Annotated in this window: 16 protein-coding genes; 9 read left to right on the top strand and 7 right to left on the bottom strand. The window is 71.5% G+C overall.

Features of this window, described 5'->3' with window-relative positions; genetic code table 11:
* Nucleotides 1-104 precede the first annotated feature (104 nt).
* On the top strand, nt 105-704 hold the full coding sequence (locus AB1046_RS16985; RefSeq protein WP_369370473.1) for a TetR/AcrR family transcriptional regulator: 600 nt from the start codon (nt 105-107) through the stop codon (nt 702-704).
* Nucleotides 701-1,474, top strand: coding sequence for an SDR family oxidoreductase (locus AB1046_RS16980; RefSeq protein WP_369370472.1), 774 nt, complete (start codon nt 701-703; stop codon nt 1,472-1,474). The genes AB1046_RS16985 and AB1046_RS16980 overlap by 4 nt, the downstream gene beginning before the upstream one ends.
* A 67-nt stretch (nt 1,475-1,541) precedes the next feature.
* Here AB1046_RS16980 and AB1046_RS16975 read toward each other — a convergent pair whose 3' ends face one another.
* The 4 genes from AB1046_RS16975 to AB1046_RS16960 form a co-directional block, all read right to left on the bottom strand.
* Nucleotides 1,542-1,946, bottom strand: a complete 405-nt coding sequence (locus AB1046_RS16975) for a VOC family protein (protein WP_369370471.1) — start codon at nt 1,944-1,946, stop codon at nt 1,542-1,544.
* A gap of 138 nt (nt 1,947-2,084) precedes the next feature.
* A complete protein-coding gene (locus tag AB1046_RS16970; RefSeq protein WP_369370470.1) occupies nt 2,085-3,245 on the bottom strand; it encodes an RDD family protein in 1,161 nt (386 codons plus the stop codon).
* Nucleotides 3,246-3,300: 55 nt separating this feature from the next.
* Entirely contained in the window at nt 3,301-4,437 is a 1,137-nt protein-coding gene (uxuA, locus tag AB1046_RS16965) for a mannonate dehydratase (RefSeq protein ID WP_369370469.1), read from the bottom strand.
* Nucleotides 4,438-4,482: 45 nt separating this feature from the next.
* A complete protein-coding gene (locus AB1046_RS16960) occupies nt 4,483-7,461 on the bottom strand; it encodes a glycoside hydrolase family 2 TIM barrel-domain containing protein (protein WP_369370468.1) in 2,979 nt (992 codons plus the stop codon).
* 107 nt (nt 7,462-7,568) lie between these two features.
* Between AB1046_RS16960 and AB1046_RS16955 the strand changes: the two genes are divergently transcribed.
* Together AB1046_RS16955 and AB1046_RS16950 are read left to right on the top strand one after the other, a co-directional pair.
* Nucleotides 7,569-8,087 (top strand): nitroreductase family deazaflavin-dependent oxidoreductase, encoded by a 519-nt coding sequence (locus AB1046_RS16955; protein WP_369370467.1) that lies wholly within the window; start codon nt 7,569-7,571, stop codon nt 8,085-8,087.
* A gap of 24 nt (nt 8,088-8,111) precedes the next feature.
* Nucleotides 8,112-8,450, top strand: coding sequence for a TfoX/Sxy family protein (locus AB1046_RS16950; protein ID WP_369370466.1), 339 nt, complete (start codon nt 8,112-8,114; stop codon nt 8,448-8,450).
* A gap of 25 nt (nt 8,451-8,475) precedes the next feature.
* Here AB1046_RS16950 and AB1046_RS16945 read toward each other — a convergent pair whose 3' ends face one another.
* Nucleotides 8,476-9,888, bottom strand: coding sequence for a PLP-dependent aminotransferase family protein (locus AB1046_RS16945; RefSeq protein ID WP_369370465.1), 1,413 nt, complete (start codon nt 9,886-9,888; stop codon nt 8,476-8,478).
* Between AB1046_RS16945 and AB1046_RS16940 the strand changes: the two genes are divergently transcribed.
* Nucleotides 9,887-10,813, top strand: coding sequence for a DMT family transporter (locus tag AB1046_RS16940; RefSeq protein ID WP_369370464.1), 927 nt, complete (start codon nt 9,887-9,889; stop codon nt 10,811-10,813). The genes AB1046_RS16945 and AB1046_RS16940 overlap by 2 nt on opposite strands.
* 22 nt (nt 10,814-10,835) lie before the next feature.
* Here AB1046_RS16940 and map read toward each other — a convergent pair whose 3' ends face one another.
* Complete coding sequence (map, locus tag AB1046_RS16935; RefSeq protein ID WP_369370463.1) at nt 10,836-11,618, bottom strand: type I methionyl aminopeptidase; 783 nt, start codon at nt 11,616-11,618, stop codon at nt 10,836-10,838.
* A 66-nt stretch (nt 11,619-11,684) separates the two neighbouring features.
* Here map and AB1046_RS16930 point away from each other — a divergent pair, with 66 nt between their 5' ends.
* From AB1046_RS16930 to AB1046_RS16915, 4 genes are all read left to right on the top strand, one after another.
* A complete protein-coding gene (locus AB1046_RS16930) occupies nt 11,685-11,987 on the top strand; it encodes a helix-turn-helix transcriptional regulator (RefSeq protein WP_369370462.1) in 303 nt (100 codons plus the stop codon).
* Between the two features lie 56 nt (nt 11,988-12,043).
* The gene (locus tag AB1046_RS16925; protein WP_369370461.1) at nt 12,044-12,556 is read left to right on the top strand and encodes a VOC family protein; all 513 of its coding nucleotides are present in this window, start codon (nt 12,044-12,046) and stop codon (nt 12,554-12,556) included.
* Between the two features lie 40 nt (nt 12,557-12,596).
* Nucleotides 12,597-13,415: a MerR family transcriptional regulator gene (locus AB1046_RS16920; RefSeq protein ID WP_369370460.1), complete on the top strand. Its 819-nt coding sequence runs from the start codon at nt 12,597-12,599 to the stop codon at nt 13,413-13,415.
* A 430-nt stretch (nt 13,416-13,845) separates the two neighbouring features.
* Nucleotides 13,846-14,352 (top strand): FBP domain-containing protein, encoded by a 507-nt coding sequence (locus AB1046_RS16915; protein ID WP_369370459.1) that lies wholly within the window; start codon nt 13,846-13,848, stop codon nt 14,350-14,352.
* Nucleotides 14,353-14,439: 87 nt separating this feature from the next.
* Here AB1046_RS16915 and AB1046_RS16910 read toward each other — a convergent pair whose 3' ends face one another.
* Complete coding sequence (locus tag AB1046_RS16910; RefSeq protein WP_369370458.1) at nt 14,440-14,697, bottom strand: hypothetical protein; 258 nt, start codon at nt 14,695-14,697, stop codon at nt 14,440-14,442.
* Nucleotides 14,698-14,774 lie beyond the last annotated feature (77 nt).

The following is a 14,774-nucleotide window of genomic DNA, read 5'->3' as shown; positions in this document are numbered from 1 at the left end:
CGCCGGCTGCCGCAGGACATGGGCGCGGACACGCACCGACCCTCGGCCCACCCCGCCGACCGACTCTACTGACACGACTGTTTCAGTTCCGCTACGCTGACCACATGTCAGCGTTGGAAACAAGCCGATCCGCGCGTCAGGTCGAGCTGCTGGAGGCAGCGTACGAGTACGCGCTGACCCACGGCCTGGCCGACATGTCCCTGCGGCCGTTAGCGGCGGCCATCGGCTCGAGCCCACGGGTGCTGCTGTTCCTGTGGGGGAGCAAGGACGGGCTGATCAAGGCGCTGCTGGGCAGGGCCCGTGCCGACGAGGTCACGGTCCTGGACGGTCTCGAAGGGAGCGCGGACGGCGCCCCGGCGGGCCTCGCCCGAGCCGTCGAGCAGGTCTGGTCGTGGCTGGCCGCCGTCGAGCATCGGCCACTGCTGCGGTTGTGGGCCGAGGCCTACGCACGATCCCTGGTCGAGCCCGACGGGCCGTGGGGCGGATTCGCGCGGGCCACGGTGGACGACTGGCTGGTCGTCCTGGCCGACTATCAGCCCGCGACCGAGCGCGACAGCGCCGAGGGCCTGGCGCGTCGCACACTGGCCCTGGCCGTACTCCGCGGTGGTCTGCTCGACCTGCTCGCGACCCAGGACGAGGCGCGGGTCACCGCCGCCGTCGGGCATCAGCTCACTCTCCTGCGCGGGACGGACCGACCGCGATGAACGCGACGGACCCGGCAGGCGCGTTCTCGCTGACCGGCCGGACGGCGCTGGTCACCGGCTCGGCGCGGGGCATCGGGCTGGAGATGGCCCGTGGCCTGGGCCGGGCCGGTGCGGCGGTGATCCTCAACGGTCGGGGCGCCGGAGCGGTGGACGCCGCGGCCGCCGCCCTGCGCAGCGCAGGCCTGGTTGTCGAGGCCTGTGTGGGCGACGCCGCCGACGAGGAGGCGGTGGCCCGGATCGTGGCGGACGTCGGGGGCCGGGTGGACATCCTGGTCAACAACGTCGGAGCCCGGGATCGGCGCGGGCTGCTGGACATGGACACGTCCGCCTTCCGCAACCTGCTGGAGACCGACCTGACCGGCGCCTACGCCCTCAGCCGGGGCATCACGCAGGGCATGGTCGACCGTGGCGTGCCAGGGCGCGTCGTCAACGTCAGCTCGGTCATCGCCCGGCTGGGCAAGCGCGGCGACGTGGCCTACTCGGCGGCGAAGTCCGGCCTCGAGGGCCTGACCCGCGCGATGGCCGCCGACCTCGGCCCGCACGGCATCACCGTGAACGCGGTAGCGCCCGGCTGCATTGCGACCGAGACGAACGGCCCCCTGGTCGAGGACCCCGGCTGGGCGGACTGGCTCGGCTCGCGCACCCTCCTCGGGCGCTGGGGGCGCCCGGAGGAGCTGGCGGGCGTCGTCGTGTTCCTCGCCTCCGACCAGGCGTCCTACATCACCGGCCAGACGATCGACGTCGACGGCGGCATGGTCACCCGGTTCTGACCGCCAGCCCGGCCAGCAGCTCCGCAGCTCAGCGCGTCACCCTCGCGGATCGCCCGGTCCTGCATCGTTAGCCGAGGAGCTTCTGCATCCCCTCACCGTCCGTGAGCCCGACGACGTTGCCTGCCGGGTCGGTGAACCAGGCGCCGTCGCCGCCCTCCATGAAGCCGCGCGCGATGCCCTTCTCGTCCTGGTCGAACCCTTCGTACCGCTCGAACGTCACACCCTTGGCGGTGAGCTCGTCGACCACCTGATCGACGTCGTCGACCGCGAGGTGCAGGACGGTGAACGTCGCTGGTTGGTGGTTGTCCTTCGGGTAGACGAACACTGAGGTGCCGCCGTCGAGGTGGAGCACGAGGCCCCCGCCCTCGGGGAGAGGCGTCACCCGCAGTCCCAGCGTGTCCGCGTAGAACGTGCGGGCCGCGTCGATGTCGTTCGCCGAGAAGCTCGGATACACACTTCGCACAGTGACCATCGCGGTCTCACTCCTTTGTGACCGGCGGCGACCGCACCACGGGGCGCGCCGCGGGGCGTCAGTCCCTATCAGAGTCCCACCGTGGCGCGCGGGCGCAAGGCAGCCGACCGGTTTGAGCCAGAGATCACCCGCCCGCGGTCAGGAGTTCACGGGCTCCACGTCGCCGTAGGTCATCGTGCCGCCGCATGCCGCCACGACATCCCCGTCGGCGATCAGTCGCACGTCGATCCACAGGTCGTTGCCGAGGGTGGCCAGGGCGTCGTCCGGGCCGGTGACGTTGACCTCCACCTCGTGGGTGTCCCCGTCGGCCGCGATGGTCCTGGCGTGTGTGAACCCCTCGTTGTCCGACCAGGATTCGAGGCTGCCGCTTCCGATGTCCCAGGAGCGGGAGACCAACGGCGTCCCGTCCTCCGATCCCGGCCGGGCGTCGAGCTCGACCCGGTAGTCGACGTCGCGCACGGACGGGTCGCTCGTCCAGGAGATTGTCGCGCCCGGCTGCACGGTGCGGGTCTCCCGGACCGTCCACATCCGGCGGTCCTGCTCGACCGACAGCGATCCACCCGGCGCGATCTGCCCGGTGGTCAGGAGCGGCCCCAGACCATTCAGCTCACAGAGGGCATCGCCGGACGCCGACATCGAGCTGCCGCCGCTGATCGGTACGCACCCGTACCCGAGCCCGAGCACGCAGACCACCAGCGCCGCCGAGTACAGGACGATCCTCGGCCGCCGCGGAAGTTCAGGAGCCTCTTGCACCACGACCGTTTGGACGATCGAGTCAGCGAACGTCTGCCGTTTCGCGTGCCAGGCCGGCCGCAGGTATCCGATCAGCAGGATGGCGTCGAGCAGGTGCAGGACCCAGCGCGCCAGCGTCCTCCACGGCCCGGCCGGGCCGGTCTGCCCGTCCGACCCGTCGCGCACCACCCGGATGCCGGTCACCAGCTTGCCCGGCGTCCAGCCGGTCAGCGCCTGGAGCAGCAGGAAGATCACGAGAACACCGATCGGCACCAGGTCGAGCGGCTCCAGCGCCGGGCTCCCGTCGCCAGCCCTGACGAACACACCGGTCCCACCTGTCCCACCGAGCCCGAGCGTCAGCGTGGGCAAGATCGTCCCGCTGCCGAGCACCAGCCAGGTGACGCCGGCCAGGATCGCGTTGTCCAGGACCGCCGCGACGACGCGCTGCCCCCAGGTGGCGTACTCCGGCCCGGCATCGGCAGCGAGCTGCGTGAGGGCCGGCTCCGGGATCACACCGGCCGGGGACCCGGTGGCGCCGTCGGGCCGCGCATTCTCGCTGCTGAGCATTGCCGCATCATGTCAGCGCCGACGACGCCGGGCCAGCAATCGCCCCCGTGGCGCGTCACCCCTGGTAGCGGAACGCGTCCCATGCGCCAAGCAGGTACTGGATGCCGAGGGCCCGGTCGTAGAGGCCGTATCCGGGGCGCGGCTTGTTGGTGGTGTTCTCGTCCCAGAGATGCCTGCCGTGGTCGGGGCGCACGTAGCCCTGGTAGTCCGCCTCGGCGTAGGCCCGCATGATCCCCGTCGTGTCGACGCTGCCCTCGGACGCCCGGTGCCCGACCTCGGTGAAGTCGCCGTTGTCGAAGTGCTTGATGTTCCGCACGTGCGTGAAGTGGATGCGGTCCATGAACGTGCGGACGGCGTCGACGGCGTCGTGCTCCGGGTTGGCGGAGAAGCTGCCCAGGCACAGCGTCAGGCCGTTGTACGGACTCGGATTGAGGTCGAGCACCCGGGCCAGGCCCTCCTTGGACGAGACCACGCGCGGCCACCCGAAGACGTCGAACGGCGGGTCGTCCGGGTGCACACCGAGCTTCACGTCGACCTCCTCGCACGTGGGGATCACCGCGTCGAGGAAGTACTTGTAGTTCGTGTACATGTCGTCGTGGGTGACGCCCTCGTACGCGGCGTTGAGCTCCTGGAAGCTCGCCAGCCGTTCGGGCTCCCAGCCCGGGAGGGTGAGCCCGTGCGTGTTCTTCTCCATGTCGGCGATGAGGCTCTCGGGCGACATCTGGTCGACCACTGCCTTCTCGTAGTACAGCGCTGTCGAGCCGTCGGGCAGCGGGTGCCACAGGTCGGTGCGCAGCCAGTCGAAGACGGGCATGAAGTTGTAGCAGACCACCTTCACGCCGGCGTGGCCGAGGCGGCGGATCGTCGTGATGTAGTTCTCGATCGCCTCGTCCCGGCTGAGCCCGAGCACGGTCCGGCCGAGCTTGATCGACTCGTGCACGTTGACCGACTCGACCACCTCGGCGTCGAACGTCCGCGTGATGCCACGAGCCCGCGCCTCGTCGGACAGGCTGGTGATCAGCGCGATCTCGGCGTCGATCTCCGCCTGCTCCCACACCTCGCCGGCCTGCTTGTGATGCAGGCTCCACACGATGGTCTCCACACCAGGGATCTGGCGCACGTGATCCAGCGTCACGGTGTCGTTGCCCTCGCCGTACCAGCGGAAGCCCATCTTCACGGCGTTCTCCTCCATCGTCCTTGTTCGATCGTGCTTCTATACCTCAGGCCGGTCCAGCACTCAGAGTGCGGTGAAGCGCAGCCGCATCCGGACGGGTGCGGCGTGCAGCTGTGCGTTCGGCAGGACGCCCGGACCACAGGCGGCGCTGCCGACGCCGTGCTGGGCGGCGTCGAGGTGCAGCCACAGCCGGCCGTCCGGCACCAGCTCGTGCGGATGGGCCGCGCGGTCCAGCGCCTCGTCGGACCACGGGCGCAGTGACAGCTCGAACCCGGCCTGCTGGCGGCCGCCGATCAACACCTCCCCGGCGTCGATCCGCAGGCCAGAGCCGTCGGCGAAGGACAGCGCGGCGCTCGTCACCCCGCGCCGTGCGCCGTTCTCCTGCGGGTGGGTGTACCGGGTCTGCCAGTCGGCGACGGTGTGCTGCCACGCACCGCCGAGGGCCGCCTGCTTCGAGTCCGCGTACGACTCGTCCGGGCCCAGACCGGTCCAGCGCACGCCTGCGTCCGCGGCGCGGGGCTCGTCCAGGGCGAGCACCAGGCCCAGGCGCGCGACGCTCTGCGGCGTCGGCCCCTCTGGGCGGATGTCGAGGAGCAGGTCCACGGCGTCGGGCGCGTCCGTGACCGGCTGCCAGCGGTAGCGCGTGGCGAAGCCCGTGCGGATGGCCGGGCCCGCGACGCGCGCGGCGACCTCCAGCGCCCCGTCCTCGCCGACGTCGACGCCGGCGATGCGCTCGCCGAGCAGGGTCAGGCCCGCCCGGTACCAGACCTGCGCGTCGGACTTCTCCTGTCCCTCGCCGGGCCGGACGTCGTTGTCGGTCGGTGCCCGCCAAGCGTCCACCCGGAAGTCGTGGACCGCGCGACCGGCGAGCTCGCGCAGGTGGCCGCGGCCGTCGAATCGAGCCGGACCGGCGACGAACCCGCCGTCGGCCTCGGTGGTCACCCGGCCCGCAGGGGCCGGGAGCGACCCCCGCTCCACGAGGAGCAGCTGGCCCGCACCCAGCTCGAAGCCGGGTTCGAGCCACGTGTCCTCCAGCGGGTCCGCCTTCTGCTGGACGGCACGCAGGGTCCACCAGACGGGCGCGTCGCCCGGTTCGGGCAGCTGCAGGCCCGACGGCGGTCGCACCACCGCCTCCGCGCCGGCGTCGAGCACCAGGTCGAGGACGCCCGCCGCGAGCTCGTCCGCCCCGCGATGCAGGGTCCAGCGGAGCTCGGCGTGGCTCGTGTCCCGGAAGGCATAGCGGTTGCGGACCAGCAGCGAGCCGTCCGGCTCCGCATCGATGCGGATAGGCGAGTACACCGCGGCCAGCTCGCCGAGCCCGGGCGAGGGTGTGCGGTCCGGCAGGAGCAGGCCGTCGGCGATGAACGTGCCGTCGTGGAGGCGCTCGCCGAAGTCGCCGCCGTACGCCGCGAACTCGACCCCGTCGCCGTCGGTGCGGGTCAGGCCGTGGTCGATCCACTCCCAGACGAAGCCCCCGAGCAGGCGGGGGTAGCGGTCGAAGAGCGTGTCGTAGTCGGCTAGGCCTCCCGGTCCGTTGCCCATCGCGTGGGCGTACTCGCACTGAAGGAACGGCATTGCCCGACGGCGGGCGTCGGCGTCGGCGCGCTCGAACGGCGGCTCGATGCCCTGGCCGATGAGCTCCACCTCTTCCGTCGAGGCGTACATCCGCGAGTACACGTCGACGTGGTCGCTCGACCAGTCGCCCTCGTAGTGGATCGGCCGGCTCGGGTCGAGCGCCCGGACGGCGTCAGCCATCGCGGAGATGTTGCGGCCGACGCCCGCCTCGTTGCCGAGCGACCACATGATGATGCTCGCGTGATGGCTGTCGCGGCGCACCATCCGGGTGACGCGGTCGACGAGCACCTCGGTCCAGTCCGGGTCGTCGACCGGGTTACCCACCCAGCCGTCGACCTCGAAGCCGTGTGTCTCCAGGTCGTTCTCGTCGATGACGTACAGCCCGTAGCCGTCGCACAGGTCGAGGAAGTGCGGGTGCGGCGGGTAGTGGCTCGTGCGGACGGCGTTGATGTGGTGCCGCTTCATGAGCAGCACGTCCTCGAGCATCCGCTCGGGCGTCACGGAGCGGCCGCGCAGCGGGTCGAACTCGTGCCGGTTGACGCCGCGCAGCTTGACCGGCCGCCCGTTGACGAGGAATACCCCGTCCTCGATCGAGACGGTGCGGAAGCCGACCGCAAGCGTCACGGTCTCGGTGTCGGTCGAGACGACGACGTCGTACAGCCGCGGCAGCTCGGCACTCCAGGGTTCGACGGCGACACTCACCTCCTCGCCCGATACGGCCTCGATGCCGAGCTCCGGGACAGCCACGCGCGCGGCAACGGCTCCAGGCCCGGCCACCACCGTCGCGGCGTCCACCCGCAGCGTGCCGACGCTGGTCGTGTGGTCGTAGCCCGCGTGCACGCGGACGTCGTCGAGGGCGCCGTCGGGCCGGTGCTCCAGCGAGACGCTGCGGAAGATGCCCGACAGCCACCACTGGTCCTGGTCCTCGATGTACGACATGGCCGACCACTGGGTGACCCGGATCGCGAGCAGGTGCTCGCCCCCCGGCCGCAGACGGCCGGTGAGGTCTACCTCGGTGGGAAGGCGCGAACCGTGCGACGTCGCGAGCAGCTCGCCGTCGAGCGCCACCTGGAACCAGGAGTCCACACCCTCGAAGCGCAGCAGGGTGCGGCCGCCGTCCGGCCAGTCCGCGGGCAGCCGGAGCGTCGTGCGGTACTCGCCCGTCGGGTTGTCGTCGGGCACGTGCGGCGGCTCGACAGGGAATGGGTAGAGCACGTTGGTGTACGCGGGAGTGCCGTACGGCCACGAGTTCGGGGCTTCAGCGAGCTGCCAGTGCCCGGGCACGGACACCCGGTCCCAGTCGTCGCCGGGCTCCGTTCGGTCCACACCGGTATCGGGGTGCGGGAACAGCCGGAACCGCCACTCGCCGTCGAGCGACACGGCGGCAGCGCTGGAGGCGCCAGGCGGGCGGAACCGCGGGGCGACGACGCCGTCCGGCGTGGCGACGGACTCGTGGGTGATGGTCAAGACTCCTCCAGGCGACGTCGGGTGGGGAAGCGGGTGGACAAAGCGCCGGACGCGACGCTACATCGCCCTGCCGTGCCAGTGGCATCCGCGCGTCAGATGATGGACAGATGGCCAACCTGCTGCACGCCGTCCGTTCCGCAGTCGCGCCGCTGACGCGCACGCGGGTGTTCCGCGCCGTCGGACCAGTGGTGCTGCCGCCTGTGGAACGGGCCCTTGCTTGGATCTCCGGCGGCCGGTTGCAGGTCAGCGCGCTGCTCGTGCCCTCGCTCGTCCTGCACTCGACCGGGGCGAGGTCTGGGGAGCCGCGCGACACCTACCTCATGTACACACCTGAAGGGAACGGCCGGGCGATCGTGGCGGGCTCCGCGTTCGCCCAGGGGAAGCACCCCGCGTGGACGTACAACCTGCTGGCGCACCCGGAAGCGGCGATCAGCGTGCGCGGTCGTCGCCTGCCGGTCCGGGCCACGCTCATCGGCGACGACGAGCGGGACGAGGTCTGGGCGCTCATCGAGAGGCAGTGGCCGGGCTACCGCGGTTACGAACGGACATCTGGCCGGGTGGTGCGGCTGTTCCGCCTGCAGTTGCTGCCCGACGACGCCGGCACACGATCGGCATCGAGCCGGTGAAGCGGCGGGCGTAGCCTCGAACCCATGGTTTACGACCCGGTCCTCGCGGACGAGATCCGGAGCGTCCTGGGTGACGACCCCGAGCTGACACTGACCGAGCGCAGGATGTTCGGCGGGCTGTCGTTCCTGATCAACGGCAACCTCGCGGTGGCGGTGCACGGCTCGGACGGCATCCTGGTACGAGTCGGAGCCGACGCCGCCGAGGAGCTGGCGGGCACTACCGCTGCCACACGTGCCGTGATGGGCGCACGCGTCATGAAGGGCTGGCTGGAGGTCGGCGCCGAGCACCTCGGTGTCGAGTCGGAACTCTCGGTCTGGGTGCGACGCGGGGTGGACTACGCCCGCTCGCTGCCACCGAAGTAAGCCTCAGCGCCGTCTACACCGCCGATCACCCCGCCTGCCGCTCCAGCATCTCCCCGATCACGCGGGCGCCGTCCGGAAAAGCCCCCGGGTTCGGGCCGGCGTAGTTGAGCCGCAGGTATGCACCCGTCGGCTCGGCCGGGAACCACTCGTCGCCCGCTGCCACGACGACGCCGGCGGCCTCGCAGTCCCGGACCAGGCGCGCGACGTCGGTCGTGTCGGGGAGCCGCAGCCAGAGGTTCAGGCCTCCTTGTGGCACGGCCTCCACAACTCCGGAGGGCACGTGCTCCCGGAGCGCGCCGAGCAGCAGGTCGCGCCGGGCCGCTAGCTGGTGCCGCTGGCCACGCAGGTGGGTGCGCCACGCGGGCTGCGTCACGACGTCGAGCGCAACGGCCTGCAGCATCCCGCTCACGTACATGGACTCGGCCTGCGCACCGGCCAGGATCCGCTCCCGGGCCGGGCCCCGGGCGACAAGCCCCGCCACCCGCACCGCTGGGGAGACGCTCTTGGTCAGCGAGCGCAGGTAGACCACGTGCCCGCCGTCGTCCCGGGCGGCGAGCGGGACCACCTCGTGGGTGATGCCGAAGTCGTGCGCCCAGTCGTCCTCGATGAGGTAGGCGCCGTGCTCCCGCACAAGGCGGATCACCTCGTCGGCCAGGTCGGGTGACCAGTGGGCGCCGGTCGGGTTGGCGAAGCTCGGCTGCGCGTAGAAGGCGCGTGCGCCGGTCTGTGCGAAGGCGCGCGACAGTGCCTCCGGGTCGGGTCCGCGCGCGCCACTGGGCACGGGCACGATCTGCACGCCGACCTGCTCCGCCGCGAGGATCGCACCCCAGTAGGTGGGCGACTCGACCAAGAGCGGCCGCCCCGTGCCGACGAGGGCGCGGAAGGTGGCGCTGAGGCTGGCCTGGCTGCCGGGAAAGACGACGACGTCGCTCGCCGTCGGCGGGGCGACGTCGGCGGGCGAGACGGCGCCCAGCTCGGCCGCGAACCAGGCCTGGAGCTCGGGGAGCCCCGCGGCGGGCGACCGGGTGACGGCGGCGTCGGTGCGTGCCGCGCGAGTGAACGCGGCCCGGACCAGCCGTTCGGGCAGCAGCTCACGATCCGGGTAGCCCGAGTGCAGCGCTATCACGTCGTTGGGGTAGGTGTGCAGGGCGGTGGCGAGCTGCTGGACGGGCTTGGGCCGGGGACCGAGCGCCGCCGTCTGCCAGCCGTAGTCGTGGGGGCGAGCGACGCGTGCCGCCCGGGCGAATGTGCCGACGCCGGGCCGGGTCTCCACCGCGCCCTGCGCCGCCAGGGTGTGCAGCGCCTTCTGGACGGTGACGGGACTCGCCCCGTACTGCGCCACGAGTGCCCGGCTGGAAGGGAGCCGGGCGCCTGGCGCGGCCGTCCTCAGCCATTCGTGGAGGCCCGCGACGATTCGCGCGCTGCTATCGTCATACATGACAAGCAACAGTAGCGCTACTCTCGCAGCAACACCGCCGCTATCCGTCTCGCGAGCCGGCCTCTGGTGGGGCCTCCTCGGGGTCGCGGCGTTCTCGCTCACCCTCCCCTTCACCCGCGTGGTGGTCGACGGCGGCGGTATGTCACCGCTGTTCGTGTCCTGCGGGCGTGCGGTGGTCGCCGCCGCGCTCGCGGCCGTCGCCCTCGTGGCCACCCGGCAGCGCCTGCCCCGGGGCTCTCAGTGGGCCCGGCTCGCGGTCGTCGCAGCCGGCGTGGTCGTCGGCTTTCCGGTGCTGACCTCGTTCGCGCTCACGACGACGTCGGCCAGCCACAGCGCCGTCGTCATCGCGCTGCTGCCCGCGGCTACCGCCGTGCTGGCCGCGCTCCGCGGGCGCGAGCGGCCGCGGACTTCGTTCTGGGTGATGGCCGCACTGGGCGCGGTAGCGGCCATCACCTTCGCCTCGATCCAGGGCGGTGGGGGCGCCGGGCTGCACGGGTCGGACCTGCTCCTGCTCGCCGCCGTGCTCGCCTGCGGGATCGGCTACGCGGAGGGCGGGCTGCTCGCTCGCGAGCTCGGCGCGTGGCAGACGATCTCCTGGGCGCTCGTGCTCGCCGGAGTGCCGATGACGCTCCTCACCGGCGTCTCGGTGGTGCAGCACCCGCCGGCAGGCGACCCGCTCGACTGGGCGCTGTTCGGCTACCTCGGAGTCGTGAGCATGTTCCTCGGCTTCTTCGCCTGGTACCGCGGGCTAGCGATCGGCCCGATGGCGCAGGTCAGCCAGGTGCAGCTGGTCCAGCCGGTGCTGACGATCGGCTGGGCCGCGCTGCTCCTGGGCGAGCAGCTCACCTGGCCTACCATGCTCGGCGGGGCGGCAGTGATCGTCTGTGCGGGCATCGCGGTGCGCACGCGGCTGCGCCAGCCGTAGCACCGGCAGTCGGTCCGAGACCTCACACCCACGCCCGGGTCGGCGTCGTGAGGATCTCGGCTCCGCTGTCGGTGATGGCGATCGTGTGTTCGCTGTGCGCCGTCCGACAGCCGGTCACGCTGCGCAGCGTCCACCCGTCGGCGTCGGTGACGAGTTCATCGGTGTCCGCCATGACCCAGGGCTCCAGCGCGAGCAGCAGCCCGGGACGCAGCCGGTATCCACGGCCAGGCCGCCCGGTGTTCGAGACGTGCGGGTCCTGATGCATCGTCGATCCGATGCCGTGCCCCCCGAACTGGGTGTTGATCGGGTACCCCGCCGCGCCGAGGACCGATCCGATGGCATGGGAGATGTCGCCGATGCGCGCCCCAGGTCCGGCAGCGGCTATCCCTGCGCTCAGCGCGCGCTCGGTGGCGGCGATCATCGCGACGCTCTCCGGCGGTCTTGTCTCGCCGACGACGAAGCTGATGGCGGCGTCCGCCGCCACTCCGCCCAACACGACGGCGAGGTCGAGGGTCAGCAGGTCGCCGTCAGCGAGCGTGTAGTCGTGCGGCATCCCGTGCAGCACGGCGTCGTTGACGGCTGTGCAGATGTAGTGGCCGAACGGCCCGCGCCCGAAGGACGGCGCGTAGTCGACGTAGCAGGACTGCGCGCCGGCCTCGATGATCATGGACTCGGCCCATCCGTCGATGTCCAGGAGGTTCGTGCCGACCGCGCTGCGGCTCTTGAGGGTCTGCAGGATGTCAGCGACCAGGGCGCCCGTCTCCTTCGCTCGGGCCAGCTCGGTGGGGTTCAGGATCTCGATCATGCGGGGCCTCTCTCACGCTTCCAATAACTATCCCGGCCATATTATCCCGGTACTAGTATTGGGGCCATGGTCAGGTTGCCGCTCACACCAGCCGAGGTCGAGCGCGGACAGCGCCTCGGCGCCCTCCTGCGTCGCGCCAGGGGAGAACGCTCGATGCTCGAGGTCGCGCTCGACGCACGGGTCTCGCCGGAGACCCTCCGGAAGATCGAGACGGGACGCGTAGCAACCCCCGCCTTCCCGACCATCGCTGCGATCGCCGACGTCCTCGGGCTCTCCCTCGACACGGTGTGGGCCGAGATCAGCCGAAGCGAACGCGGTGCGGAACCCGCCGGTTCCGGCCGCGACGCGCGTCAGCGGCTGGCCTCGTAAACCCGATCGGTCCCAGGACTTGAACCTCACGTAACGTGAGGGTTCACGCTGGCGTCATGACCGACACATACCCTGCCTTCGACATCAGCCCCGTCCCGATCCCCGGACCGGACACCGAGGCCCCCGAGCTGTTCCGTGGCATCTACGGCATGCCGACCTACATCAGCGTGCCCACCGCCGACCTGGCCGCGTCCGCAGACTTCTGGACCCGCGGGCTCGGCTTCTTCGACTTCTACACCTCGCCTGGCGCCGTCACGCACCTGCGGCGCTGGACGTTCCAGGACGTCCTGCTGGTCCCGGGTGACCGGCCGGCCACCGCGCCGGCGATCACCATGGGCTTCTCCTGCGTGCTCAAGCAGATCGACCAGATCGCGGCGGCCTGCGAGGAGCTGCTGCCCGGCAGCACGACCGGTCCCCGGGAGATGCCGTGGAACTCGGTGGAGCTGGAGGTGATCACACCGGAGAACGCGCGGGTGATCATGACCGCCGCCCGCCCCTACGACCCCGACAGCGTCTCGGCCAAGCACCTTCGGGACGTCGGGATCGGAATCGATGGCCCCACCCAGTGACACCCCGAGCCCGCCGGTCCCGGCTGCGAGACTGGACGGGATGACACACCCGAGTGCTACCGACGCGGTGCCACCGGACGGCCTGACCGTCGGTGGCGCCGCGTCCGCCGTGGGCGTTACCATCCGCACCCTGCACCACTGGGACGAGATCGGCCTGGTGCGGGCATCCCAGCGTTCGTCGGGCGGACACCGCCTCTACGACGCGTCGGACGTCGCCCGGCTCCACCGGGTGCGCGTCTACCGCGAGCTGGGCGTGGCGCTCGCCGACATCGGGGAGCTGCTGGACGCGCCGGCCGACGACGCGGAGCAGTCCCTGCGCCGGCAGCGAGATCAGGTCCGCGAGCAGATCCAGCGCCTGGAGCGGTCGGCGGAAGCACTCGACCGGCTGATCGAGGCCCGCAACGCCGGGATCCTGCTCTCCCCCGAGGAGCAGGTGGCGATCTTCGGCGAGAACTGGCAGCCGTCGTGGTCGCTCCAGGCCCGCGAGCGCTGGGGCGACAGCCGCCAGTGGGCGCAGGCCGCCGAGCGCGCGGCGGAGCGCAGCCCGGAGGACTGGCGCCGGATCACCGCGGACGTCGAGGCGCTGCACGCGGAGCTGGCCGCGGCCGTGCGGTCCGGGGTGCGGCCCGGGTCACCGGAGGCGAACGCGCTGGCGGAGCGGCACCGGGCGTCGATCGGCACCTACTTCGACTGCACGCACTCCATGCAGGTCTGCCTGGGGCGCACGTACGCCTCGGACCCGGGCTTCCGCGCCTCCTACGAGGACATCGAGCCCGGCCTGGCCGACTGGCTCCGCGACATCATCGACGCCAATGCGAGGTCCCACGGCGTCGACCCCGAGACCGCGACCTGGGCCTGAGGACGGCGCAGCACAGGCCACGCACCCGCCCCTGTGCCGGAAAACACTTGTCCCGCCCCGAAGCCCCTGGCGTAGCATCGATGAGTCGGTCGCCTGGCGACGCCGTGCGGCCGACTCAGCGAACAGACACGAGGAGCGAGAGATGCGGGAACTCACCGCGGGATGCGGGGTGGCCGTCGCGGCCTGCTCGGGCAGCCCCCGGACCCGCGTCACGACTCTCTGATCAGGCCCGGCACCAGGTGCACCGATCGCTTCGGCGGTCGAGCGCCGCAGTCGGACGTCGGAGGGCGGGCGCGGCATCGTCCCCTGCCCTGCCGCCCGCCGGCCCGGTCACCCGAACGTGTTGGTGACCGAGGCGCCGTCGTGCACTCTTTCGCGACGTAGAAGCCGGCCGGTGGCATCCGAACGATCCGGAAGCCCGAGAACCCTCATGAATCCTCTGACCGAGAAGCAGATCCGCGCGTCGCTGCGGAACGCAAGCAAGCGGGAGGCCGCACAGGCCACCCTGCCCGACCTCGACGCCCTCGACTGGGCAAGCCTCGACTACCTGGGATGGCACGATCGCAAGGCGCCGCTGTCCTCGTACGTGGTGCTCGAGCTCGACGGCGAACCGACCGGCGTGCTGCTGCGGTCCGCCGACGCCAAGACGGGTCGCGCCCGCACCAAGGGCGTCTGCGCCTGGTGCGAGGACGTCGTCGTCACCGACGACGTCTCGCTGTACGTCGCCCGCCGGGGCGGCGCTTCAGGACGCAACGGAAACACGATCGGCACGCTGATCTGCACCGAGTTCGGCTGCTCGCGGAACGTGCGGCGCAAGCCGACCTTCACTGAGGCCGGCAACGACCCCGACGCGCGCGAGCTGATCATCGACCGGCGCATCCGGGGTCTGCGCGAGCGGGCCGCACGGTTCGTCGCAGAGGTCGACAGCACGCGCTGACGTAGCTGTCGGACGCACAGAACACCTGTGCGTCCGACAGCCGCACGTGCGGCCGAGCCGACGGCCGTGGCATGCACCTACGCCGGTTCACGCCGCCGCACCGGTGTCGGTCCGCAGGTGCGCGGCGGCAGCTATCGCTGCCTCGCACCACACGACGGCAGGCCGGTCGACGGCGCCGTGCTCCACGATCTGGCGGCACAGCTCGCCCAGACCCTCGGTTGCCGCACGCTCAGCATCGACCCCCGGGAACATCCGGTGCACGGAGAACACGACGGCGCGACGGTGCGCTGCCCACTCGGACGGGTTCGAGACGAGCCCATAGCGATTGCTCTGTGTCTGCGTCATGCCTTACAGACGCGTGGACCCGGCGGATGTCACAGCACTTTCCTAGATGCCCGCTTTGTCCAGAACCGCCTCGGCTA

The sequence above is a fragment of the Promicromonospora sp. Populi genome (assembly GCF_041081105.1).
In the GTDB taxonomy this organism is placed as follows: domain Bacteria; phylum Actinomycetota; class Actinomycetes; order Actinomycetales; family Cellulomonadaceae; genus Promicromonospora.
The sequence above is the reverse complement of the archived record's forward strand: the minus strand, read 5'-3'. Positions and strand labels throughout refer to the sequence as shown.